Here is a 25761-nt window from a genome sequence, read left to right as displayed (position 1 = left end):
AAATTCTTCATTTATCGGTTTCCTGTGTGTTGTACTGGCGCCCGTACAGCTCGGAATTTTCATGCTATTTTTTGACCTGGAGTTTTTCCATAGTTGTCGCAATTCTGAACGATAACCCTTTGTTCATAACTGATGTTACGCAAAAGCAGAATCTGACCGACCCTCTAGTAGCCCTTTTGAAAGCTTTCATGAACGGGCCTTACAGGTTGTCTCATAGGAGAGAAGTCGCAAAATTGTGTCAAATTTTTTGTTCGTTCACACAAAATCAATTCAATTCACGCGCAACGAGCTCGCCAATCTTCCACGAGCGTGAATTCCAGAGTCTCAGTGCCATCTAGGATGGCATGTAATTGCTCCATGGTGCGTATCCTGGTTTCGTTCAAGCGATGATCATCCATGAATCATTAATCACCGTGACGCGTTCGCCGCTCATCGGCAAACAGCCTTCCCGAACCCAGATTCGTGCTCAGGCTCACCTTCCTTTGGAAACGCAGCTGCCAACTGGGTTAAAGCTGTCACCTAGACTCATGTGTTGCCGAATAGCATTTTCGTTAATTATTGTTAAAACATGCTTTATGGGAACTTAATTGCCCCTTCTACATCAATTTTAATGCATGATCAAAAATAAATATAAAACTGGAGATCGTTGATGGCTGTGACCCGACACATTTTGTTTGGCAAGTTAAATCCCACTTTGTTCAAGGGTATCGAGTCAGCTACTGCATTCTGTAAGTTACGTGGCAATCCTTACATTGAACTGGCGCACTGGTTCAATCAGCTGGCCCAGCTGCCTGATACGGATTTCCAGCGAATCGCCCGTCATTTTGAGATCAAGCCCGAGGTGCTTGACCGTGAATTGGCATTAGCGCTGAATGCATTACCTACCGGTGCCAGTTCTATCAGCGATTTTTCTCATCACATCGAAGCGGCGATTGAGCGCGCATGGATAGTTGCTACTTTAAGTGCGGGTGATCAAAGTATTCGTGGTGCATGGTTGATTGCCGCATTACTAGAAACGCCAGAACTACGCCGCGTTTTTCTTGGCGTACTACCTTCTTTTGCCAAAGTGCCGACGCAAGGCTTATTGGAATTGCTGCCAGCGATCATTAATGGCTCGCCCGAAAGTGACGAAGTTGCACACGATGGTTCCGGCCTCACTGTTGCCGTCCCCGGCGAAGCCAGTAATGCACTGACAGCGCAAAACGGTTCCAAGTCACCACTAACCCAATACTGCAGCGATCTCACCGAGCAAGCCCGTGCTGGCAAGATCGATCCGGTCATCGGTCGTGATCACGAGATCCGCACCATGATCGACATTCTGCTGCGTCGTCGCCAAAACAATCCCTTACTCGCTGGTGAGGCTGGTGTCGGCAAAACGGCGGTAGTCGAAGGCCTGGCGTTAGCGATCGCCCAAGGTCATGTACCTCCCAGTCTGTGCGAAGTGAAATTGCTCAGTTTGGACGTCGGCGCTTTACTAGCTGGCGCCAGCATGAAAGGCGAATTTGAGTCGCGTTTAAAAGGGGTACTAGAAGCGGCGACCAAATCCCCTCAGCCGATTATCTTGTTTGTCGATGAAGTCCATACCTTGATCGGTGCCGGTGGTCAGGCTGGCACCGGTGACGCCGCCAATTTGCTCAAACCAGCATTGGCGCGTGGCACTTTACGCACGATCGGTGCCACTACCTGGGCCGAATACAAACGTCACATCGAGAAAGACCCCGCCTTAACCCGCCGCTTCCAGGTGTTGCAAGTCATGGAGCCGGAAGAGCTTGCTGCCATGGATATGGTGCGCGGCTTAGTCAGCACCTTTACCGAGCATCATAAAGTGTGGATCATGGACGAGGCCGTGCGTGCTGCCGTCACCTTATCGCATCGCTACATCCCGGCGCGTCAGCTACCTGATAAAGCCATCAGTCTTCTTGATACGGCCTGCGCACGTGTCGCACTTTCTCTGCACACTCCACCGGCGCGGGTGGAATATCTGCGTGAGCGTTTGCTGGCCGCTCAGGTAGAGCGTGATCTGCTGATGCGGGAAGCAGACATAGGCAAACACGATGCTAAACGTTTAGCAGCAATTGATACGCGCATCGCCGAACAAGAAAGTGAACGTGAGCTACTTGAAGCACGCTGGCAGCAAGAGCTGGGGCTGACACAAAATATCATCGCCAAACGTACAGCACTATTGGCCTTAGTTGACGATGCAGAAAATATCGATGACCGACATCAGTTATTAAAAGAGTTAACTACGCTAGAACAAGAACTGGCCACACTGCAGCCAGATACACCACTGATACAACCACATGTCAGTGCCGAAGTGGTGGCCGCTATCGTCGCTGATTGGACCGGCATTCCCGTCGGCAGCATGGTCAAGGACGACATTACCGCCGTGCGCCAATTGCCTGCCGTGCTGGCGCAACGCGTCATCGGCCAGCCTCATGCTTTAAGCGCCATCGCTGAGCGTATCCAGACTTCACGCGCCCAGTTATCTGATCCCAACAAACCAGTAGGGGTTTTCTTATTGGTGGGCTCCTCCGGTGTCGGTAAAACCGAAACGGCGCTGGCCTTGGCCGAAGCCTTATATGGCGGCGAACAAAATCTGATTACGGTCAACATGAGCGAGTTTCAGGAAGCACACACCGTCTCAACCCTCAAAGGTTCACCGCCAGGCTATGTCGGCTATGGCGAAGGAGGTGTCTTGACTGAAGCGGTGCGTCGTCGTCCCTATAGTGTAGTACTGCTAGACGAAATCGAAAAAGCCCATCCCGATGTCCACGAAATGTTCTATCAAGTATTCGATAAGGGCTGGATGGAAGACGGAGAAGGGCGTTACATCGATTTTAAAAACACCATCATTTTATTGACCAGTAACGCAGGTTCAGACGCACTGAGTCATCTGTTGGACACCATAACTGGTGACACATTGCCATCGGCAGAAGCGTTGCACATACTGCTGCAACCTGAATTACGCAAAGTATTTCCGGCAGCCTTTATTGGTCGCTTGACCACCGTTCCATACTTCCCCTTGCAAGACGAAGCATTATCAAAGATCGTTCGATTGCATTTGCAAAAAGTCGTCACCCGCATGCAAACGCACCACAACATCGCCTTGGATATTACCGATGCCGTGGTCGCGCATATCGTCGAACAATGCGGCACCCACGAAACCGGCGCTCGTCTGTTAGTTGGTTTTATCGAGCAACGTATCTTGCCCAAACTTTCCGCATATTGGTTAGATGCTACCGAACAAAAACGCAGCATCAATCGCATTGCGGTTGATTTTGATAATAGCAATCCCGGTGAAAAAATCACTTATCAACTTGAGTATGCATGACCGTAATTAAGTAGCACCTGCAAGACCCGCCGTCCTTGATTAATTGTGAACGTAAGTTCCTTATGCAATGGAGTATTTATGAGTGTTAGCAATAGTTCCCAGAAGTTCTTAGCCCGTAACCGCGCACCGCGTGTACAGATCGAATACGACGTCGAAATCTACGGTTCAGAAAAGAAAATCGAATTGCCGTTCGTGATGGGTGTCTTGACCGACTTGTCCGGTAAGCCAGTCAATGAATTGCCACCAGTAGCCGATCGCAAATTCCTCGATATCGACATCGACAATTTTGATGAGCGTATGAAAGCGATGCAACCACGCGTTGCCTTTTCGGTGCCGAACACCTTGTCAGGCGAAGGTCATTTGATGGTCGATATGACGTTTGAGTCGATGGACGATTTTTCACCGGCAGCAGTGGCTGGCAAAGTCGATGCGCTCAAAAAACTGTTGGAAGCGCGAACGCAACTATCCAATTTGCAAACCTACATGGATGGTAAAACCGGTGCAGAAAGTTTGGTCAATCAATTACTGCAAGACCCAGCATTGATGAAGTCGCTAGCGGCTGCGCCGAAACAAAAAGCTGACATCGACGCTAAGTAATCGTCATTTGCAGTAACAGAATCAGCAATATTTGAATATTTTCAAAATCAGGAGCTCGCATGAAAGCCACAACCCCTAATTTACAGACGAAGCAAGCCACTTCGTTTGCCAACGCAGATGAATTTTCTGCATTGCTCGATCGTGAATTCAAACCAAAAACTGATCAGGCCCGCGATGCGGTGGAAGCTGCTGTCCGCACACTGGCAGAGCAAGCGCTAATCAATTCGACCACCATCAGTGACGATGCTTACTCAGCTATCGAAGCGGTGATCGCCGAAATCGATCGCAAATTATCTGAGCAAATCAATCTGATTTTGCACAAAGAAGATTTTCAGCAACTGGAATCCGCGTGGCGCGGTTTGAACCATCTGGTCACCAACACGGAAACCGATGAGCAACTCAAAATCCGCTTCATGGACATCTCCAAAGACGAGATGCGTCGTACGGTTCGTCGTCACAAAGGTATCGCCTGGGATCAAAGCCCAATCTTCAAACGTGTCTACGAAGAAGAATACGGCCAGCTTGGTGGTGAGCCATATGGTTGCTTAGTTGCCGATTACTACTTCGATCACACACCACCCGATGTTGAACTGTTAGGTGCTATCGCCAAAGTATCCGCTGCAGCCCACTCACCATTTATCGCTGGCGCTTCACCAGCAGGCTTACAAATGGACAGCTGGCAGGAATTGGCCAATCCACGCGATCTGGCAAAAATCACTTCTAATTTAGAACACGCCGCTTGGAATTCGCTGCGTGCTACAGAAGATGCACGCTATGTCGGTCTGGCCATGCCACGCTTCTTGTCCCGCTTGCCATACGGTGCTAAAACAAATCCTGTCGACGAATTTAACTTCGAAGAACAAACCGACGGCGCCGATCACAAAAAATACGTCTGGAACAACGCGGCGTATGCGATGGCGGTCAACATCAATCGCAGTTTCAAACAACACGGCTGGTGCACCATGATCCGTGGTGTGGAGTCTGGCGGTACAGTCGACAATCTGCCATGCCACACCTTCCCGACCGATGACGGTGGCGTCGATATCAAATGCCCCACCGAAATCGCCATCTCGGATCGTCGTGAAGCAGAATTGGCCAAGGCCGGTTTCATCCCTCTAGTACACCGTAAAAATACCGACCACGCGACTTTCATCGGTGCCCAATCGCTGCAAAAACCAGCGGAATACCACGATCCGGATGCCACTGCCAACGCCAATCTGTCAGCGCGTCTGCCATACCTGTTCGCCAGTTCACGCTTTGCGCACTATTTGAAATGCATCGTGCGCGACAAAATCGGTGCGTTTAAAGAGCGTGAAGACATGCAGCGCTGGTTGAACGAATGGATCATGCATTACGTCGATGCTGACCCAAGCAACTCATCCGAAGAAACTAAGGCGAAACGCCCACTGGCGGCCGCTGAAGTCGTGGTTGAAGAAATCGACGGCAACCCAGGTTTCTACTCGGCTAAGTTTTTCTTGCGTCCACACTTCCAGCTGGAAGGGTTGACGGTGTCGTTGCGCTTAGTCGCTAAGTTGCCTTCGATTAAACAGGCTGCTTAATTGGTGTGATGCCGCACAAAGATAGCGCATCTTCGTGCGGCATGAAATAGGTTCATTTGACAACATTATTCGGAGAAGATGCATGCCTTGGGAATACAGTCAGCGCAGTGGACAATTGCGCTTTAACGGAGAAAACGTTGCTACTGCTTATTCGGGAACTGGTGCCGGAAGAAATAATCCAGATATGGAAGCACACAGCAATGTCGGTCCTATCCCACGGGGACAATATCGCATTGGATTTGCGCGCGATACAGCAACATATGGCCCTCATGTTATGAGCCTTGCGCCAGTTGGAAATACAGGGCGTGGGCGCACTGCATTTTTGGTTCATGGTGATAACACACGACATGACGCACCACAGGGGTGCATTATTTTGCCGCGCAACGCTAGAAACAGCATGTCCAGCAGTCATGACACTACTCTTAATGTTGTGGAGTAGATCGATGAAATTTCGCTATCTCCTCATCATAGCGTTATTCGCCGGGGTATCCGTATTTGTTTCAACGAATGTAGCGGCATCATCTACAGGCGCAGCGCAGATGATGCGTGAAATTAAAGTGAAAGGCGCGGCTTCAGTTGTGGCGCGATTGCATAAAAATGAAACAAAGCATGGTTGGGACTGGGTTCTTGCTCAAGCATCAAGTGGGAATAAAGCTTGGCTAAAAGTTATATCCGCTTTGCATGCAGGAACAGATGCCGGTGATTCTGAAGCGCTAGAAATAACACTAGCAGAGGCACTCCCTAAGAATGGAGCTGAAGTGTTGAAATTACTTGGCAAAAATTTTCCCGTTGAAAAAGTATGTAGTGCGCCATTTATCGAGCCTGAACCTACATTCATGGCAACGTATATCAAGACAGCAAGAATGGCGCTCAACAATGAAACATCAACAGCATTAATACCTATCCGAGATAGCTGTCTTGTTCAGCTTAACGCTATTAAAAAATAACCGAAATTCCACAATGTCGCCCGAAATGGCGGTACGTTGAATACCAAAGTAGTCACGTTTTTATACTTAAACAAAATAAGGAGCTTTACATGGCACAAGATATTTTCTTAAAAATTAACGGTATCGATGGCGAAAGCAAAGATGATAAGCACTCGAACGAAATCGAAGTGCAAAGCTGGTCGTGGGGTATCACGCAGCAATCGAACATGCACGCTGGTAGTGGCGGTGGTGCAGGTAAAGCCACTGTCGACGATTTGACTTTCACCCACGCAGTCGATAAATCCAGCCCTAACCTGATGAAGTATTGCTTGACCGGTAAGCATATCGACTCAGCAGTGCTGACCGTGCGTAAAGCTGGCGGTAATCCTCTGGAATTTTTGAAGATCACCATGAGCGATGTGATTGTCACCAAAGTACAACCAGGTGGCAGCAATAGCGATACAGGCATTCAGGAATTGATAGGTCTGTCATTCTCAAAGGTCAAACAAGAGTACGCAGTACAAAACGCACAAGGCGGATCGGCCGGTGCGATCACGGCTAGTTACGACATCAAGGGCAATAAAGAGTCCTGATTGTTCTGACAACAGTGAAGTTGCGAGCGCTGTTGCAAGTGCTGTACTCCCATCACGTTGTCCATGATGACGTGATGGGAATTTACGTTTCCCCCCATTTTTTGAAGACGGATTTAATGATGTCAGTCTCTTTTATAGCGCCTATGTTCAATGCTATTTCTCGCCGAATGGCATTGCCGCTTTCTATCGTGTTCGCCACCGTACTGTTGAGCGCTTGCGCCAGTAATAGTGGTATACCTGCACCCAAAGAATTGAGCAAACTCGATCTCACCATCCACGCCAGTGACGACGTTAACCTCACCGAAAAACGCGCAACACCTGTGATGGTGCGCATCTATGAACTGAAATCAGATAAAGCATTTCAAGATGCGGATTATTTTAGTTTGAAGGACAACGACAAAACCAAACTTGGCGAAGATTTACTCGTCAAGAATGAATACATTTTGCGTCCCGGCGACAGCCAAACCATAGTCCGAAAATCATCGCCCGATACCGTCGCCATTGGTGTGTTGGCCGGTTATCAGGATTTATCTCACTCCGTCTGGCGGGTCGTCTACAAACTCCCGAAAGCGCCCGATGTCGCCTGGTATCGCGCAGTCATACCGGATAACAAAGTCAAATTGCTCATCACCTTAGAGAGCGATGCGATCAAAGTGACCGAAGCCAAATAAGTTTACATAAATAACAAACAACACGACGAATACAGAACAGGGAATACGATGAGCTGGCACAACAAAGTTATCTGGAGCGAAGGACTATTTTTACGCCCGCAGCTATTTCAACAACAAGAGCGCTATCTGGAAGCTTATGCGCATAAACGTAGCGCACCGTTGTCGCCGTTCTATTGGGGATTTAGTCACTACCACATCGATACCGAATCACTGTCATTGGGTAAGCTGGTCATGTCCAGCGGTAACGGTGTTTTTGCTGATGGCACACCGTTTGACACGCCAAGCCAGGCACCGCCGCCACCGCCATTAACGATTTTACCGGAGCATCTGGAACAGTTGATTTACCTGGCCGTGCCGATACGTACGCCGAATGCAGAAGAATCTACCTTTGACGACGAACCTGGGTCACTGGCGCGTTACGCCGTTACTGATGAAGAATTGCGCGATGCAAACTCGTTAGGCCAAGGTCCTAAACTAGTGCAACTGGCGCAATTACGTTTGCGCTTGTTACCGCAAAAAGAGCTCACCGATGCATGGATAGGTTTACCAATTGCCAAAGTCACTGCACTGCGTTCTGATGGCAGTGCCACCCTTGATCAACATTTCATCCCACCGGTGACCAGTTACGGTACCAGCCAATTACTCACCAGTTGGGTCAACAAAATTCAGGGTTTAACCCACTTGCGCGGCGATACACTGGCATCACGCTTGACGGGAGCCGATGGCAAATCGTCCGACTCATCTGAAGTATCGGATTATCTGCTGCTGCAAATTCTCAATCGCTACGAACCACTATTAAATCATTTGTTGGCAGTACAAGAAACCACACCAGAAGCGTTATACACACTGCTGATTGCTTATGCTGGTGATCTCTCCACCTTCGTGCGCGCTGCGACACGTCGCCCGAAAGCAGTGTTGCCCTATAAGCATGTCGATCCTTATCTGACCTTTAAAGATTTGATCGACGACGTGCATGCGATGCTCAACGAAGTGTTGGTACGCAGTGCGCAACGGATCGAATTTGAACTGCGTCCGCACGGCGTACGACTGGCAGTCATCGACCCGACTGCATTGCAAAGTTTCGGTTCCATGGTGTTGGCGGTTGCCGCCAACATGCCATCGGAAGAACTAGTACAGAAGTTCGCCGCCCAAAGTAAGGTCGGTCCATCGGATCGCTTGCCAGAAATGATACGTTCGCATTTGCCTGGCGTTGCTTTGTCAGCATTGCCAGTACCACCGCGTCAAATTCCATTTAATGCCGGTTTTGTATATTACGAACTGGGCAGTAGCAGCCCGATGTGGGAACACATCCGCACGCATGGTGGATTGGCGATGCATGTGGCGGGAGAGTTTCCGGGGTTGCGGGTTGAGTTGTGGGGTGTGAGAGAAAAATGAGTCACACCGAGACCAACATTATTGCGTAACCGAAGATGAAGCCATCGCGCTAGCTAATTAATATGAGCAGACGAATAACCATTGATGATATGCAGCAACTAGCCAAAGAACGTGGCGGACTGTGCTTGTCTGAAACCTACTTAGGCGAACGCACCGCATTGCAGTGGCAATGTGCAGAGCAACATCAATGGATGGCCAGACCCAATAACATCATGCAAGGTGGGTGGTGTTCAATTTGTGTGCGAGCTAAAACTCGCCTTGATCCCCGCCTAGTCATCGAAGAGATGCAGCAGATCGCTGCCGAACGGGGGGGATTATGCTTGTCTGCAACCTACGAAAACGACAGTACACGATTGCAGTGGCAGTGCGCTAACCAGCATCAATGGGTTGCTACCCGTAGACATATTAAAAGGGGTGGGTGGTGCAGTTTTTGCACACTGGAAGCTAAGCGTCAAACATTGGGTTTTCTAGGGAAATTGCAACAAATTGCCATTGAGCGAGACGGCCTGTTGCTGTCCAAAACATATGAAGGCACACATCAACACCATCAATGGCAATGTGCGCAACAGCATCAATGGCTGGCAACACCTGCCAACATTAAAAGTGGTAAATGGTGCCCCCATTGTGCCGTAGGACAGAGGGTACGAACGCATCAAGCCACGAAGGGTTATACCCTGAAAGCAATGCAAGCGTTAGCAGCGCAGCATGGCGGCGTTTGTCTTTCTACCTCTTATATCACGAACGACAGCGTCGAAAAATTACACTGGCGTTGTGCGCAAGGGCATACATGGCACGCTAGTGGTACATCCATCAAGTCAGGATCTTGGTGTGGTCAATGTCATCTCGCCAGCATTCGTAACAGCATTGAGACTATGCACACTTTGGCCCAAAAGCTGGGTGGAAAGTGCTTGTCAACGACTTATCGTGGGAAAAAAGAAAAATTACAGTGGCAATGTGGCGTAGGCCATACCTGGCATTGCTCACCCAAGATGGTTAAAGAAACCTGGTGTCCACTCTGCACGGCCCACAGTAGGAGCGAACAAGGCTTAAAAGAGATGCGGCAATTGGCACTGCAACACGATGTTGTCTGCTTGTCCGCTACTTATGTGAACTCCAGAACCAAGCTGCACTGGCAATGTAAAGAAGGGCATCGTTGGGAGGCAGCACCAGACCCACTTACACGGGTAAAGCACTGGTGCCCGCAATGCCGTTCCGATCGAGCCATTCAAAACAGAATCTTAGCGACCCAGGACGCGCAGAAATTGGCCATCAAGCGAGGTGGCCGCTGTTTGTCTGATGGTTCCGAGAACATTAATGAAAATCTGACTTGGCAATGTGCCGTAGGACATATTTGGCAAACCTCGCGGGCAACCATCAAAAAGGGGCATTGGTGCCAACGCTGTTATCACCTCAGCCAAGCCATCCAGCGCGACCGAACCAGAAAAGACAACGCCACCAAAAAGAAGGTGAGGTTTTCTATGCCAAATCTGCTTTAGGGATCAGCCTCATCACGGCCCGATTAAAAACTATTTTCAGGGAATTTCACCATGTTAAGTGCAGCAAGAACACTGACCGCAATCAGCAAAGCCATCCCGACCATCCTCAATCAGCCTGGCCTGATAGCGGTAGCGATCAAAGGCAAAGAAGCCTTAAACACATTGTTTTCTTACGAGGTCATGTTAAAGACTCCGGACAGCCTGGCACAGATGGGTGCGCAAGCAGCTGATATCGATCTGCAGGAGCTCATCGGTCAAGAGATGACAGTCGAGATAGAACTGGAAGGCAATGGCACTTTTATCGCAGGCATGGTCGGTAACAGCGGTATGGGTAATGTCGGACAAGGTAAGCGTCAGATCAATGGCATCATCACCGCCGCCAAGGTGGCACGCCAAGTCGGGCGTTATGTGTATTACGCAATCACGATCGAACCGTGGCTGAAACTGGCTTCCTATGGCAGTGACTGCCGCATATTTCAAGATAAGACACCGCTGCAAATCATCGACGAAGTGCTGTCTAAATATAACTTTTCTGTCGAAAAGCGCCTGTTTGATCCCTACGATCAGGTACTTGATTACACCACCCAATACAACGAATCCGATTTTTCTTTTTTTAGCCGAATCTGTGAGCGCTTTGGGATTAACTATTTCTTTGAACACAAAGATGGCATCCATACGCTGATTCTGGCCGATGCCAATCAAGCACATAAGCCTAATCCTGAGGCATATGTGGCAGTACCTTTCCGCAACGACCGACCAAAAATCGATCAGGAATACATCAGCCAGCTGACGCCAACACACAGACTCACGGCAGGCATATTCAATGCCCGTGACTATGATTACACCCGACCCAGTTCGACTTGGGATGTCAGCAACACCGACCCCAAGCTGGCCGATCACGCTGAAGTGTATACCCATCACCATATCAACTATGTGCAACCAAAAGCTGGTGCAGGGCAAATCCAGAACGAACCACTGATAGATGGAAAATATTTGGCCAGGCTCAATCGTGAACGTCTGGCTAACGACATGCAGCGTGCGCAAGGCAGTGGTGCTCTGCGCGGCATGGTCACCGGTTGCACCTACAAACAGACCGAACATCCGACCACGGCAGCGAACACCAACTATCTGATTATTGCCACCGACTTGATTATCGAAGAAGTCGGACAAGAAACCCAGCGTGCCGGCGCACCACATCAACAATTCAACATTCATTGCGATTTTGAAGTCGTGCCATTGCAGGGCAATTCCTACCGACCTGAACGCATCACACCGATTCCAGTGATGCTCACCGCCGTTGCTCGTGTGGTCGGCCCGGAAAATCAACCGGTCTGGACCGATGCACTCGGTCGTATCAAAATTCAATTCGTCTGGGACAGACGTGACCTGAATAATGAAAACAGCAGTTGCTGGATACGCGCCGATCAGCTCTGGTCTGGTAATCAGCTGGGGATGACCTTTATCGCCCGCATCGGCAGCGAAGTCATTGTTAATTTCATTGGCGGCAATCCAGATTTGCCGATCGTCATCGGCGCAGTCAACAACCAGAACAATCTGCCGCCATGGAATTTGCCAAGCCAGCAAGCGTTATCCGGTATTCGATCACGGGAGTTTGGTGATAACGGCGGCAACAGCGCCAATGGCCGCAGCAACCATTTAATTCTGGATGACACACAAGACAAAATTCAGGCGCAATTCAAAAGCGACTATCAACATAGTCAGATCAGTCTGGGGCATATCGCCCGGATTGAAGACAATGCCGGGCGCAAGGATGAGCGTGGTGAAGGACTGGAGGCGCGCACTGACGGCGCAGCGGTAGTGCGTGCCGCCAAAGGCCTGTTACTGACTACCGACGGCAGAGCCAGAGCCGAAGGCGGCATGCTCAGTCGTGATGAATTAGTTGGCTGTTTAGAACAAGCTCTACACATCGCTAAAAGCTTAGGACAGGCAGCATCCACACATGAAGGCGGCACCCGCAACTCTGATCCGCAACAAAATTTAACTGAGGTGGTTGACGCCCTCGGTCATGGTGTCGGCGATGAAGTGGGCAAAACCAGCAGCGCACCGGCCGGACAACCTGTGATTGCCATGAGCGCCCCCGGTGGTATCGCCAGCGCCACGCCGAAAGACCAGACACATTACGCCGGTCAAAATATCGATACCGTTGCAGGTGGCAATCAACAGCATTACGCGATGGGTGACATCTTGCACACTGCCAAGAACAACATCGAACAGTATGCAATAGATGGTGATCTTCGCCAGATAGCCAACAAAGGCAAAGTCATCCATCAGGCGCAGAGCAATTTGATGGAATTGACGGCAGATAAATCATTGGCGATCACATCGGTGAATGATGGAGCCACCGTCAGCGCCAAGAAATATATCTTGTTGCAGGTCGGTGAAAGCTATATCCGCATGACGCCGGATATGGTGGTGATTAATGGGCGGATTTTAAAACATCAAAGTGATGCACCGAGTATGCCAGCAGCCATAGCGGGGGCGTTTGTGCTGCCAGTAATGTCAGAAGCTGCCAAGCTCATCGACAAACCTGCATTTAGCCAGCGCCTTGATCTTTCGGCACTCTCAAGTCATTTTATTGGCCCCGAACACAATTGGGTCAATGTACCTTTTGAGGCACGCGATGCCAGCGGAAAATTATTACTTACTGGCGCAACAGATCAATACGCCATGACATCTAGCATCTTTACGGAAAGTGAAGAAGAAATCACCATCATGATTGGTGAAGATGGTTGGGATACGGAAGAAGAGTTAGCTTTACGTGATGATCAAACCGCTTAGCGCAACACGCACAACAACCAATTTGATGACAGTTAAATTCATAAATAAAAAATAAATGACACCATGCACAAACCTCACCACGCGCCCAAAAAGCAAGACCCAGCAGACGAATTTAATAATCCGAATGATGTTTCCGAAGACGAGGACAAAAATTACTTCGATCTAGGTCATAAAATTGACCTGCTCTTTATTGACGTCAATCGTAATCCGATCAAAGGACTAAAAGTCATCCTCTCCTGGTCTGGCAAAACCGTTACTGGTATTACACCCGCCAATGGCCTCATTGACGGCATAGATTTGGAACATGCTGATGTAGAAATGAGTATCAAAGTCGCTCGCCTCCGAAATGGCAATCTGAAAGAAATCGCCAAAACAACTTCGGGCTACGTTAACAAACGTGTGACGATACAAAGTAAAAAGCTCAAGGTTAAGGTTCGAACCAAGCCTCATCCCAAAGAGCCTCCGGCTAAACCAGAGACACCGAAGCCATTGCCAGAAAAAACAACTGATGAAAAAAAATCGGTTGGGGAGCTGCAAAGTGCCTGGAATTGGATAGAAAATATTTTTGGCATTCGTACCGCGCCGACGGCTCCTAGCGCTACTCCGAAAACCGATGTACCTACGACAAAAGCGACTGGGGATGAGCCGAAGTTAGATTTTTTGGATAAATATACTGGAGAAAAATTAACTGAAGCCGATTATGAGACTGCGGCGAAAGAACTTGATTGTGAAGTAGAGGCAATTAAGGCATTTGCAATTGTTGAGTCAGGGGGAAGTGGGTTTGATAAACATAATCGCCCCAAAGTACTTTTCGAAAGGCAATATTTTTCACGTTTCACAAAATCAAAATTTGATAAAGATTATCCAGATATCTCTGCAAAAAAAGGGTATAGATGGAAGCCCGTGCATAAAGTTAAATCGGCAGATGAATTAGATAAGGACAGTTATCCGAATGCGGGTAGCGAAGATTTTAATATTGAGTTGAGCTATCAGCGATTAGTAAAAGCATACAAATTGGATAAAGATGCAGCATTGAAAGCATGCTCGTGGGGAATTTTTCAAGTGTTAGGAGCGAATTACGCAGGAGCATTTTCATCGGTTCAAGAAATGGTTAAAGCCGTTTCTAAAAATGAAATTGGCCACTTAAAAACATTTGTCAGTTTTATTAAGGTAAATAAATTAGAAATCTATCTAAAAAATAAAGAGTGGTTGACGCTTGCAATTAAATATAATGGCCCATCACAAGATAAATACGATGTGAAATTAAAAAAATGCTATGAAAATCTTATTAAACAAAAGGAAAAATAATGAAATTAATCATCGCAATTTTATTGATATTTTTTTTGCAAACCGTAAATTCAAAAAATATATCAATTGATTTAATTAAAAATAAAAGTGAGAAAGAAAAAATAACTCAAAAAATTGAAAAAAACTACAAAGATGCTTTCGTAAGTAATTCTCAAATATTTGAAATGACGTATTTTAAAACACAATTTTTTATTGCTGCTGTAATGGAATTTGGAGGTGATAAGCCTCGTGGCTGTTATGTTCAAAAATTAGATTCAAATTACGAATTACAAGAATTTCTTCCTGCTGCATCTATAGAAGATCAGAGTTGCTCAGCGATATTGGCAATTTACGCATGTGAAAATGATAAATTTGTTGGAGTCGGATCTATTTCACAAATGAAATTTGGTGCAAATAATTTTCACCCGCAAGGGGCTTTTTTTAACATAAATTCTAATTTCGAAATGCAAGAAAATAAGAAATTATCAGAAAAGCTCGAAGTTATTGGCACTGTAAAAGAAGCAAAAAAAGAGTTGGAGTGTCATTAGTATGTGGGCCCATATGAATCGTATAAATATCCTGGTATTTCAAGCGAGAATCTGTATATCGCAGGTACAGCAAAAGATAAGGATAGGAAGAGATTTGATGATGGGAATCATTACGACCTGTTTAGTTGGCAATATGTAAAATTAGTAAAAGCATATGCACTTGATCAGGATGCAGCGCTAACAAGTTGCTCATGGGGCAAGCATCAAGTCATGGGGGAGAATTATGAAACTTGTGGATTTTCAAACGTAAAAGATTTTGTTAAAGCGATGAGTCGCTCTGAAAAAGAGCACTTAAAGGCCTTAGTAGGATTTTGTAAGGGCAATAACTTGCAAGAGTCTCTAAAGAGCAAAAATTGGTCAGCAATAGCGCGAGCCTACAATGGGCCAAAATACAAAAAGAATAATTATGATACCGAGCTTGAGGCTCATTACGCAAAATTCGTTTCAGAAAAAGGTGGTAAAAATGACTAAGGAAAAAAAGATAGAATATTTATCAAAAAATTTTTATTTTTATTTTTAATTTGCATATGCAATATGAGCTTTGCGAGTGCAATTACACAAAAAACATCTATAACAAAAGTCTCTCTTGGAAAAACTCAAGAGATAAAAATTAAAGTCCATGAGAAAATTAAAAGTGACATGCAAGATGATAGTGTTTTAATAATATTAAATGATCAATCGTTTAATATTGGAAAATTTGATGTCATTCCTTTTAGCTATTTCTCAAAGGCTATGAAAAATCAGATATGTATGCTTGCTGTTTTTGATTCCAACAACGTCAACAATGATAAATTAATTAAATTATATGCGGAAAAAAATGACGAGGATGAGGTCGTTGAGCGTTGTGTAAATGTGAATTCGGTTAAAAAAATAGGTAACAGTTTACTGTTTTTAATACGCTTAAATATAGGGCAACAAGAATATAGTGCCGCAAGGAAATTTTTAATTGAGAAAAAAGGCTTAGAAAATGATGCGAAAGAGAATGAAATTCTTTCAAATGAAAAATTTAATTCAATTAATGATGTAAGTGAATTTTTAAAAAATTAACCATGAAATTAATTATTTTAATTTTCTTGTTACTTTCATTAGGCTTTCTTACATAAAAATAAATTTTAATAAAATCAGTATGTTAGGTGCACAGAAAGTTGGGGAATTGATGAAATATAATGCATTTCGGGGATGGTACTCACTAATGTAATTTACAACATATTGATTTTAAACAAGAAAATTTAGCGATTTATGCAACAAAGCGAAGAGAGTTAGCAATGACTAATAAAAAAATTAATTCTATATTTATATTAATAATATTATCTTTATTTTCATATGCATCTTTAGCAAAAAATTTGATTTTGACTAAGTTGTCAGATGCAGAGTTTAAAAAAGATGCTATTGAAATAAAAAAAAATATTGTTGGAAAAACGCCATTTGTGCATGAGTTTTGGTTAATTAATTCTGAGGCTTATAAATTATATTATAAAGGAGATACTTTTCATTTTATCCCTTTTAGCTATTTATCAGAGAATATGACAACAAGAGTATCGATCCTTAAAATTAATAGTACAACTGATTTTTTCACAAACGACATAGACAGTGGCTCAAGAAAAGATGTAAAAGCGGTCTCTACTATTGATATTAATAAAGATGGTATACAGGAAATTGCATATCTCTTTGTCGATGCAACGCAAGGACATACTATCAATGATGGGATGATTTTTTCATATAATGAAAAAACACATAATTTCACTATGGATGAAGATAAGACTGCAATTTTCAACTGCTATATAGAAAAAATATTTGACATTAGCCAAAGTACATCAAAAATTAATTTTAAAAATTTAGAAAATTATTACGGCTCAAAATGTGAATGATATTTTTTATTAAAAATGACTACTTGTTCAATCGACTTTGTTGCATAAATCAATAAATTTTCCTGTTTAAAATCAATATGTTGCAACTTGCGTTAGTGAGTGCTATCGCTGAAATGCATCATATCTCATCAGTTTACTAACTTTTTGTGCACCTAACGTACTGATTTTATTAAGATTTATTTATGCAACAAAGTCTCGTGGCACTTTTAATCTAACAATGCCGTGTTTGGTATGACGCATGATTTTTAAGAAAATATTTTTATGTCTGAATCGCAAAAAATATGAATAACATTACAAAAATTGACTCTCTCGAAATCGTCGGCGCAGGCGTCAGCGTAGAAACTTTAGGAAATCATTCTGATGATCCTCGCGTCAATTTATGGAAGGCTGTGCAGGCGAATAATGGTTATATTATTTCGTCAGATGCTAATCACTACCCGACACATTTCCACGATGCGCCACCGCTGGCAGAGAATCGTCAGGAAGCGGCCATCCAAACTGCGATGCAGCACTTCATGGATAACTACCCTCTACCCATCGCTGTAGTTGGCGCGAATCGGGATGGTAGCGCATCACAAAAAGACAAAATTCGCGTCGTGAACGCCAACATTTTCGTCCCCAAAGAAAACGATGCGCATTACACCGCATCCGGTGAATTTCCAGGTTTGAAATACCAACGTGGAAAGGTGATGAATTCTTACTTGAGCGACAGTGCTGACTTATTGTGGAATAACGTGTTCATGACCTTTGATGAGCATGCTGATATTCCTGCAGCCGGTGTAGGTGCGGTCGATGGTGTGGTGCAACGTGCTTTTGGCGAAGAAAGTGAGGATGGTTTGGCATTTGGCACGTTAGCCGAACAAGCCACACGCCCAAAAACACCGCGCATCCTCAGCGATAGCTGTGCCTTAGTTACACTGGTGCGCCGTGGACGAATTGATTGGTTGCGACCATATGCTGAGTTGGCACAGGATGCCATGCAAATCCATCGTCCAGATAATGCCGAGCGTACCCGTACACCATCAGAGTTTGCGAGCTGGAAAAAAATCCCCGGTCATGCGTTCACGCCAACGCCTTATATTACGAAGCCGTGGACACGTTTTCAGGTGGATCAATACGATCATTTAGAAACATTGGGCAGAGTACATAGACCGCAAGTGATTTCTTATCTCGATCCCAAAGATGGAACGCCATTGAAAATGGCAGAGCGCAAAGCACTGATGGAAACGGCCTTGCGAAATGCGCTTGCCCCCTTGGATGGCAAGATGCCTGCACGGGTGATGTATGACTACGGCGGCATCTGGAAAGATAGCAATGGTGCAGTGCGACTTGCACCACTGACCAGCAGCATCACTGCAGTCGATCCAGAGTTTGGTTTGTTTAATAATCGCACGCGTGGTTACGACCTTGCAAAAATCTTAGGTGAGTTGGGTGCTGGCAGTGCGTTTGTAGCGGTGGCACTGGCAACGATGGCGGGTAAGCATTCTGGTGGCGCGACCTTAGTTGCTAATTTACGACGCGATGATGGCGCATCGTTGTTGCTGATCACGCCACCTACCGCACAAGAATTAAAAAATGATGCGCAAGTTGAACGGCCATTTTGGCCGGGGTTTTATGGTTTTAATTGAGTTCTTACATTTGAAATGTTGCATATAAGCATGCAATAAATACAGGAGATATTGTTATGACAAATCCAATCGGCTTACAAGGCGACGATACCGATCACGGCGGCCAAGTCACTGTAGTTACCGGCAACATCATCATTGATGGTCGCCACAATGCACGACTTGGTGATTGGGTCAGTTGCCCTAAGCATGGTGATAACCAAATTATCGATACCAATGGCGGCTTTCCTGATGATGGAATTGAGGTTGCGCTGCACGGTAGTAAAACCGAATGCGGCAGTGTGGTGATTGCTAGTAGCAAAGCGAATGTCTCATATTAATTCTCATTTGAGGATAGCTAAAGATTGTCTTGCTCTGCCTTATTGCTAAAACAATTTAGTCGTTATGCATTTTTCTTTTATGTAAAGTAGGTCATCCATGCCACATTATTCACCCTATCATCCGCACGATAAAACGGACGAACTTGCGCATAGTGCAGGCATGCGTACTGTAGAGCAAACCACAGTCGTTGCCGCTGACGAGGAACAAACAGCTAAGCTTGCCGCTAGCGATGCTGCAACGGTTAAAGCCCGTCTGAAACAAATCTACAATGCAGCCAGCGAAACATCGGCCAATCAATTGATTCGGCTGGAGCAGATCAAAGCAGCGCGTAATCCTTTATTGGAAGCAGCAGAGCCGTTGTTGCTGGCGTTAGCACAGATGCCGAAATCATTAGATGGTGCAGTGCCGATTGAGGCGTTTCGGGAGTTGCTCTATCGTGAAGTGATCAATTTCCAAATGCTGGCACATAAAGCGCAAGTGCGACGCGAAGATGTCGCCACGGCCAGTTTCTTGCTGTGTACTGCCTTGGATGAAGCGGCCAGCCGCACCAATTGGGGTGGTGGCACCGAGAACGATCCTGGCGCATGGTCAACTGGCATGTTGGCACAAAAAGTCCATGGCGATCTGCAAGGCGGTACCAAGTTCTTTTTGATTGCAGGACGCCTGGCAGAACGGCCGGATGAATTCCACGACATGCTGGAATTGATGTATTACATCCTCAATCTTGGTTTTAAGGGGGAATACAGCGTCGCGGTTGATAGCAAAGAAAGGCTGGAGGCGATACGCCACGATTTATATGCCTTGATTTCAGCAAAGCGTGATCCGGTAGCGCCCGCCTTGTCGTCACACTGGCGCGGAGTCGGTGCAGAAAAATTCAAATTGTTGCGCAGCGTACCGGTATGGGTCAGCGCGACCGTATTGGGCTTGGGCGTGTTGGGGATATTTGGCTGGTACAAATATCAATTGACGACGCAAAGTGATCAACTGGTGACCACCATCAATGCCATCGGCAAAATGACACCACCGCCGGTACAGGCTGTTTCCTTAAAACTGGCGCAATTGCTCAAAAATGAAATCGCCCTTGGCTTAGTAACCGTTGACGAAAACGACAGCCGCAGCGATGTCATCTTTAAAGGTGACGACATGTTTGTGGCGGGCCAAGCGAAGGTCAACCAAAAGATGCTGCCCTTACTCAATAAAGTGGCTGCAGAAGTGGGCAAAGTATCGGGCGCGGTGCAGGTGATCGGTCATTCTGACAATCAACCGATTAAAACACGTCAGTTCCCGAGCAATCAGGTGTTGTCGGAAGAGCGCGCCGCCAGCGTCGGCGATGTGTTGCAAACCGGTGGCGTACCGGCAGATCGCCTGGAAATCATCGGTCGCGGTGATAGTGAACCGGTGGCCAGCAATGCTAATGCAGCCGGTCGGGCTAAAAATCGTCGGGTTGAAATTATTGTGACGCCGGGCACGGCAGCAGCAACTAAATCAGCTGTTCCTGTTTCAGCACTGTCTTCAGGCCTTCCTCAATCTTCTGCTGCCTCACTTGGCGCGGCAACACTTAAGCGCTAATCGAGATACCCATTTATGTCTAAATTTTTCTCATCCATAGCTTTTCGTATTGCGTTGACCATTATCGCTATGCTGATCATCGGCGCGCTAATCTGGTTTGCGGGGCCGTTTCTCGCTTTTGGTGGCTTACGTCCGTTCGCAACGGTCACCATGCGTATTTCAACGATCGTATTTTTGTTAGTGTTTTTGTGCGCACTGTTACTGTCTGTTCCCATGCATGTTGTGGGCATGACAGCAGCATCTTTGTTGATCTGGCACGCAGGACCACTGCTCACTTTCGGACAATACCAGCCGTTAGCACCGATGTGGGTACGTGCTTTGGTGATCGTGGCCTTGCTGCTTATTTACGTTGGCTATTTTCTGTACCGGCTGTATCACCGCGCCGCTGACGATCAGCAGTTTCGTGATTCCTTATTCGGTCAGAAAAAAGATCCTAATGCACCGCCAGATCTAGTCAATCATGAACAAGTCAAAGCCATGCAAAATGCTTTTACGCGTTCATTAAAACAGCTCAAAAAAATGCCTAGCAACGTCGGCGCGTTGCGTCGCTTGGTGGAAGGCAATCGTTATCTGTATCAAAAGCCATGGTATATGGTGATTGGCGTACCAGGTGCGGGTAAAACCACCGCCCTGGTCAATTCTGGCCTGGAGTTTCCTTTACCTTCCCAAACCGGTGCAGTCGGCAATCTGGCTGCCATGGCGGCACAAGGTGGTACTGCCAATTGCGAATGGTGGCTCACCAATGAAGCGGTACTGATTGATACTGCAGGCCGTTACTCTACCCAGGATGATAGAGAAGAGAAGAAAAAGGCAACAGATAAAGCCGAGTGGTTAAATTTCCTTGGTTTGTTGAGGAAATACCGGACACGAGCACCGATTAATGGTGCGATCGTCACCATCAATATCGGTGACTTGGTGATGCTGGATCCGGCTGAACGATTGGTCTATGCCGGACAAATCCGGACACGACTGGCCGAACTGCGCACAGAATTGGGCATACGCTTCCCGGTGTATGTAATGATCACCAAGATGGACTTGCTGGAAGGCTTTTCTGAATACATGCGATCGCTGACGGAAAGCCGTTCGCAAGTATGGGGTTTTACACTGCCTTATACAAAAAATGGTAAAACCATTGCGGAAAAAGATACGACCGCGTTGAAAGCGCAATTGCAGAGCGAATTGCAGGCCTTAACTTTACGTTTGAAAGAAGGCAGATCAACACGTTTTAGAGAAGAATATGATAGCGAAGAAGGTCGTCGCCTCTTATACGCTTTGCCGCAGAGCTTTGCTGGCTTGACCGAACCGTTAGTGCAAACCATCGCCGCGTTGTTTCATGATTCTAGCTATGACACCACGGAAATTAACACGACATTACGTGGCGTGTATTTCACCAGCGCAGCGCAAGGACAATTGAGTGTCCCGACTAATTCACAATCATTTTTACAGCGACTCTTGCAATCCGTCGCCGGCACTAAAAAAACACAATTATCCGATAAAGCCCTGGCAAGCATGGTGGCAGAGAGCGACGCTGCTAGCACCTCTGCAGAAACAGAAGTGAGCACGGACAATGTTCGACCATTGCAAGCGACGGCGGGGGCGCACAGTGCCAAACTATTAGTCACCCAGCCTAGCGGTATCTTGAGTTACTTTCTCACCGATTTGTTCGCTAAAGTCATTATTCCAGAAGCGCATCTGGTACGCCCCAACTTGCGCTGGGAATTTCGGTTTCGGTTGTTGCGCTTGTTTGGTCATGCCTTGGTCATCGCCATCGCATTGTGGTGGGCCGGTGGCATACTGTTGTCGTTTGACCAGAACAAGGCTTATTTGCAGAGTGTGACCGAAAAGACCGGTTATCTCAAACAGCGCGTGGAAAAACTGTTTGCTACCTCTGGCAGTGACAAAATGCTGATGGTGCCCGATACCTTGGGCGCTGCACAAGAGTTACCTCTGTATCGGGATCTGGATCTGAATGACCCATCCAGTAGTTTCCGTTTTGGTTTATATAACGCACCACCGGTAGCCGATGCAGCGCACAACACCTACGCCCATTTGCAAGATAGTTTGTTGTTACCGGAGATACTGCGGCGGATGGAAGAAGTATTAGGCAAAGCCATCGCTGACAAAGATACTAAAACCGCTTATGACACCTTACGGGTGTATCTGCAATTACATGATAAAGCGCATTACAACGCCGCCGATGTGAAAACCTGGGTCACCAATGATTGGGCCGCATCGGATAGCTCTACCGTGTTTGGTAGTCGCTCCTCGATGACCAATCACGTCAATCAATTATTCTCAGGTGACCGCATCGTGCAATCGCCGTTTTTAGAAAACAAAGCGCTGATTGAAGAGGCTCGCGATTTTTTAGGTGATCATCCCTCCACCGAGCGTCTATTCAACCGTGCCAAAGCGGCCATGCAATCGCAAGCGCCGCAGGATTTTACCTTAACCCGTGCCGTCGGCCCCCAAGCGGGGACGGTGTTTGCCCGCGCTTCTGGTAAGCCGTTAGAACAAGGTGTACCAGGTATCTATACCTACGATGGTTATCATGATGTATTCAGTAAGCGCTTACCAGAATTCGTTAAACAAGCGCAATTAGATGATGCCTGGGTGATGGGCAATGACAGATTGACCACCACTCTTCAAAAAAAAACGACAGACTTGGTTAGCGGCATAACAACAGATGGCATGGACGATGATCCAATCACGCAAGATATTCGTCGTCAATATTTGACCGAATACGCGCAACATTGGGATGATTTTTTGAGCGATATCCGCACCGTCACCGGCTCCAATCTGTCATTTGATCTGACCGTGTTGCGTGCCTTTGCTGCGCCCGATTCACCGCTGTCGCGCCTGGCGCGGGCAGCGGCAAGAGAGACCACCTTATCACGGCCGCTGGTAACTAATGACGGCGGCGATAAAAGTTTTTTGGATAAAGCCACCGATAAAATCGCGCAAAAAGGGCGTGATGCCATCGGTATCAGTCCACAGGAGCGTTTAGAAAAAGAACTGGTCGATAATCGTTTTGCCGCGTTGCGCGAAGTGGTGACCGGTCAGGCTGATGCCGGTCAGACATCGACAGCCGCCGCCGGTAGCGCTGCGACCTCGGGTCTGGACAATATCACCGGTCTGCTCAACCAGTATTACACTTTATTAGTGGTGGCCGATACGGCCTTGAACGCCAACAGTTTGCCACCGGGCAGTCTGGATGCAGGTATGAAACTGAAGCTGGAAGGGGATAAATTACCGGCCCCATTTAAGGAAGTATTGACTGCTTTAGCGGATAGCGGTAACCAAAAGATTGCCGATGGCAGTGCAGCCATTTTGCAAAAGCAGGCGCAACAACAAGTCGATCGCATCAAAAGTATGTTGGCTTATCAAGTAACCGATATGTGTCAGACAGGCATCGAGGGCCTCTATCCTTTTAATCCGAAAGCGACGCAAGATGTGTCGTTGGATGATTTCAGACGCGTGTTTGGTGCCGGCGGTCCAGCGGATGTGTTTTTTAAGACGCAATTAGCACCGTTCGTGGATATGAGTCAACGGCCATGGAAATACAAAAGCCCTGACATGGTCAATCCATTGACACCTGCCGAAATCGCCATGACCGGATTAGGGCTGCCTGCGCAAGGGGCAAACTCTGCAGACGGTGCTATTGCGGGCGCACCAGATAGCCCAACCTTACTGGGTGAATTATTAAAATTATTGGCAAAGCAAGGACCCAATCCAGAAACCTTTGCACGTATGCAAACGATACGCGAAGCTTTTTTCCAGGGGGAAGGCAGTAAAAAAATGCTGTGGACGATGGACGTCAAAGTCAAAGAACTCGATCCTACTATTCTTGAATTGATCATGGATTTTGATGGGCAAGTACAGCGTTATGCCCATGGCCCGACCGAAAAACTAGTCGTCAACTGGCCGGGGCCGCGTGGTGGTGAAATGACGGAATTGACTGCCACCCCGCGCATCAAACCAGATACTTCCACGATAAATACCCGAGGCGCATGGGCGTTGTTCCGTTTGTTAGAGCGCGGTAAGCCATTACCCAATGCTGCTAACGGCCGTGCCTCAATAGAATATGACTTTGATGGGCGCAAAGCAGTGTTAGAGATGAACACCGGTACGTTGCCCAATCCATTAGTCTCCAACTTGTTTAAAGGCTTTTCTTGTCCGGGAAGTGGGTCATGAGTCTGGACTTGATGAAGTGGTTGCCCAAATTTTTGCAAGAAGGCGTGGTCAGCAGCCCCGCGCTATGGGGCAAGTTACCTAGCCGTGCTGATTTTATCCAGCATCAGCTTAAGAGCTACCAGGGCGAAGCGTTACAAGCGTGGATAGCGACACAGTTACGCCCGCTTATCGAAAAGCAAAGTGCGGCGATGAATACCATTGTCGCGACTACGCCAGCGGCAAGGAAGGCATCATCTCCGCCATCAGTGTCAAAACGACGCAGAGCGGATGCCTCGCTTTGGCATGACTTAAGTCCTCCCGTCAGCAACCCTGCACCGATGTTTGACGAACCAGAGCATGTAAGTGGCATAGCACCTGCACCGGAGCTGACAACAGTAGCACCTAAGCAACCGGTGATGGGTCATGCTGGCTTGCCGTGGTGTTTCGTGTTACCGCCCGGCAGCTTGCCCTTTGCTGCGAAAGACTATGTGATCGGCGTCTGGATGCCATCTTCGGATAAAGTTGGGCGGCACTATCCATTAGTCATGATACAAACCGCATCACTATGCTGGATTAAGCAGCATTTTTCTACCCACACCCAGCAACCGTGTGAATGGCTATTTACAGTGGCGCGCGCCATGGCAAAAACGGTGTATGCCGATGAGACGCAAGTAGATAGGCCGATCGGGGATGGGAAGCCTAAGGACCACTTGCAAACATTGACGACACAACTGGATCAGCTATGGCACACCATGCGTCCCGGCTGGCGCGAGCTAGTGGGTCGCGCATCGCCATTATTCGATGCAACGCAAGCACAAGACATCATCGGCGCACCGCATCCGGCTGATCCGGCGCCGTATCTGGATGGTGTGCGTTATCTGCCGTGGGCCAACTGGCCAAAAAAATTGACAGAACCACTACCGCAACCAGCATTCTGGCAACAGGACTTACAAGGGCGGTTTGTGGCGGCAGCGGTGAGTTTGAATTCTTGATGCAAAATGAAAAA

General features: G+C 47.1%; 20 protein-coding genes. All 20 read left to right on the top strand.

What is annotated here, in order from left to right:
• Window positions 1-649 precede the first annotated feature (649 nt).
• The 20 genes from tssH (at window position 650) to GEV47_RS15615 (ending at window position 25747) form a co-directional block, all read left to right on the top strand.
• Window positions 650-3331, top strand: a complete 2682-nt coding sequence (gene tssH, locus GEV47_RS15710) for a type VI secretion system ATPase TssH (RefSeq protein WP_153235736.1) — start codon at window positions 650-652, stop codon at window positions 3329-3331.
• A gap of 78 nt (window positions 3332-3409) precedes the next feature.
• Entirely contained in the window at window positions 3410-3928 is a 519-nt protein-coding gene (tssB, locus tag GEV47_RS15705; protein ID WP_153235735.1) for a type VI secretion system contractile sheath small subunit, read from the top strand.
• 59 nt (window positions 3929-3987) lie between these two features.
• The gene (tssC, locus tag GEV47_RS15700) at window positions 3988-5487 is read left to right on the top strand and encodes a type VI secretion system contractile sheath large subunit (RefSeq protein WP_153235734.1); all 1500 of its coding nucleotides are present in this window, start codon (window positions 3988-3990) and stop codon (window positions 5485-5487) included.
• An 82-nt stretch (window positions 5488-5569) separates the two neighbouring features.
• Window positions 5570-5926: a tlde1 domain-containing protein gene (locus GEV47_RS15695; protein ID WP_153235733.1), complete on the top strand. Its 357-nt coding sequence runs from the start codon at window positions 5570-5572 to the stop codon at window positions 5924-5926.
• Window positions 5927-5930: 4 nt separating this feature from the next.
• A complete protein-coding gene (locus tag GEV47_RS15690) occupies window positions 5931-6434 on the top strand; it encodes a hypothetical protein (RefSeq protein WP_153235732.1) in 504 nt (167 codons plus the stop codon).
• An 89-nt stretch (window positions 6435-6523) separates the two neighbouring features.
• On the top strand, window positions 6524-7006 hold the full coding sequence (locus tag GEV47_RS15685; RefSeq protein ID WP_153235731.1) for an Hcp family type VI secretion system effector: 483 nt from the start codon (window positions 6524-6526) through the stop codon (window positions 7004-7006).
• A gap of 116 nt (window positions 7007-7122) precedes the next feature.
• The gene (gene tssJ / locus GEV47_RS15680) at window positions 7123-7677 is read left to right on the top strand and encodes a type VI secretion system lipoprotein TssJ (protein WP_322741670.1); all 555 of its coding nucleotides are present in this window, start codon (window positions 7123-7125) and stop codon (window positions 7675-7677) included.
• Between the two features lie 48 nt (window positions 7678-7725).
• Complete coding sequence (gene tssK, locus GEV47_RS15675; protein WP_153235730.1) at window positions 7726-9072, top strand: type VI secretion system baseplate subunit TssK; 1347 nt, start codon at window positions 7726-7728, stop codon at window positions 9070-9072.
• 62 nt (window positions 9073-9134) lie between these two features.
• Window positions 9135-10568: a hypothetical protein gene (locus tag GEV47_RS15670; RefSeq protein WP_153235729.1), complete on the top strand. Its 1434-nt coding sequence runs from the start codon at window positions 9135-9137 to the stop codon at window positions 10566-10568.
• Window positions 10569-10619: 51 nt separating this feature from the next.
• A complete protein-coding gene (locus GEV47_RS15665) occupies window positions 10620-13367 on the top strand; it encodes a type VI secretion system Vgr family protein (protein WP_153235728.1) in 2748 nt (915 codons plus the stop codon).
• Window positions 13368-13430: 63 nt separating this feature from the next.
• The gene (locus GEV47_RS15660; protein ID WP_153235727.1) at window positions 13431-14675 is read left to right on the top strand and encodes an N-acetylmuramidase family protein; all 1245 of its coding nucleotides are present in this window, start codon (window positions 13431-13433) and stop codon (window positions 14673-14675) included.
• The gene (locus GEV47_RS15655) at window positions 14675-15202 is read left to right on the top strand and encodes a hypothetical protein (RefSeq protein WP_153235726.1); all 528 of its coding nucleotides are present in this window, start codon (window positions 14675-14677) and stop codon (window positions 15200-15202) included. Before GEV47_RS15660 ends, GEV47_RS15655 begins: the two co-directional genes overlap by 1 nt.
• A 3-nt stretch (window positions 15203-15205) precedes the next feature.
• A complete protein-coding gene (locus GEV47_RS15650; protein WP_153235725.1) occupies window positions 15206-15673 on the top strand; it encodes an N-acetylmuramidase domain-containing protein in 468 nt (155 codons plus the stop codon).
• Between the two features lie 63 nt (window positions 15674-15736).
• Window positions 15737-16249: a hypothetical protein gene (locus GEV47_RS15645; RefSeq protein ID WP_153235724.1), complete on the top strand. Its 513-nt coding sequence runs from the start codon at window positions 15737-15739 to the stop codon at window positions 16247-16249.
• Between the two features lie 218 nt (window positions 16250-16467).
• The gene (locus GEV47_RS15640) at window positions 16468-17070 is read left to right on the top strand and encodes a hypothetical protein (RefSeq protein ID WP_153235723.1); all 603 of its coding nucleotides are present in this window, start codon (window positions 16468-16470) and stop codon (window positions 17068-17070) included.
• A gap of 281 nt (window positions 17071-17351) precedes the next feature.
• Window positions 17352-18698, top strand: coding sequence for a type VI lipase adapter Tla3 domain-containing protein (locus GEV47_RS15635; RefSeq protein WP_153235722.1), 1347 nt, complete (start codon window positions 17352-17354; stop codon window positions 18696-18698).
• A 56-nt stretch (window positions 18699-18754) separates the two neighbouring features.
• On the top strand, window positions 18755-19015 hold the full coding sequence (locus GEV47_RS15630; protein ID WP_153235721.1) for a PAAR domain-containing protein: 261 nt from the start codon (window positions 18755-18757) through the stop codon (window positions 19013-19015).
• A gap of 97 nt (window positions 19016-19112) precedes the next feature.
• A complete protein-coding gene (gene tssL / locus GEV47_RS15625; RefSeq protein ID WP_228124747.1) occupies window positions 19113-20585 on the top strand; it encodes a type VI secretion system protein TssL, long form in 1473 nt (490 codons plus the stop codon).
• Between the two features lie 15 nt (window positions 20586-20600).
• Window positions 20601-24776: a type VI secretion system membrane subunit TssM gene (tssM, locus tag GEV47_RS15620; RefSeq protein ID WP_153235720.1), complete on the top strand. Its 4176-nt coding sequence runs from the start codon at window positions 20601-20603 to the stop codon at window positions 24774-24776.
• On the top strand, window positions 24773-25747 hold the full coding sequence (locus GEV47_RS15615) for a TagF domain-containing protein (protein WP_153235719.1): 975 nt from the start codon (window positions 24773-24775) through the stop codon (window positions 25745-25747). Before tssM ends, GEV47_RS15615 begins: the two co-directional genes overlap by 4 nt.
• Window positions 25748-25761 lie beyond the last annotated feature (14 nt).

It is taken from the genome of Glaciimonas soli, assembly GCF_009497155.1.
GTDB classification, from domain to species: domain Bacteria; phylum Pseudomonadota; class Gammaproteobacteria; order Burkholderiales; family Burkholderiaceae_D; genus Glaciimonas; species Glaciimonas soli.
The sequence above is the reverse complement of the archived record's forward strand: the minus strand, read 5'-3'. Positions and strand labels throughout refer to the sequence as shown.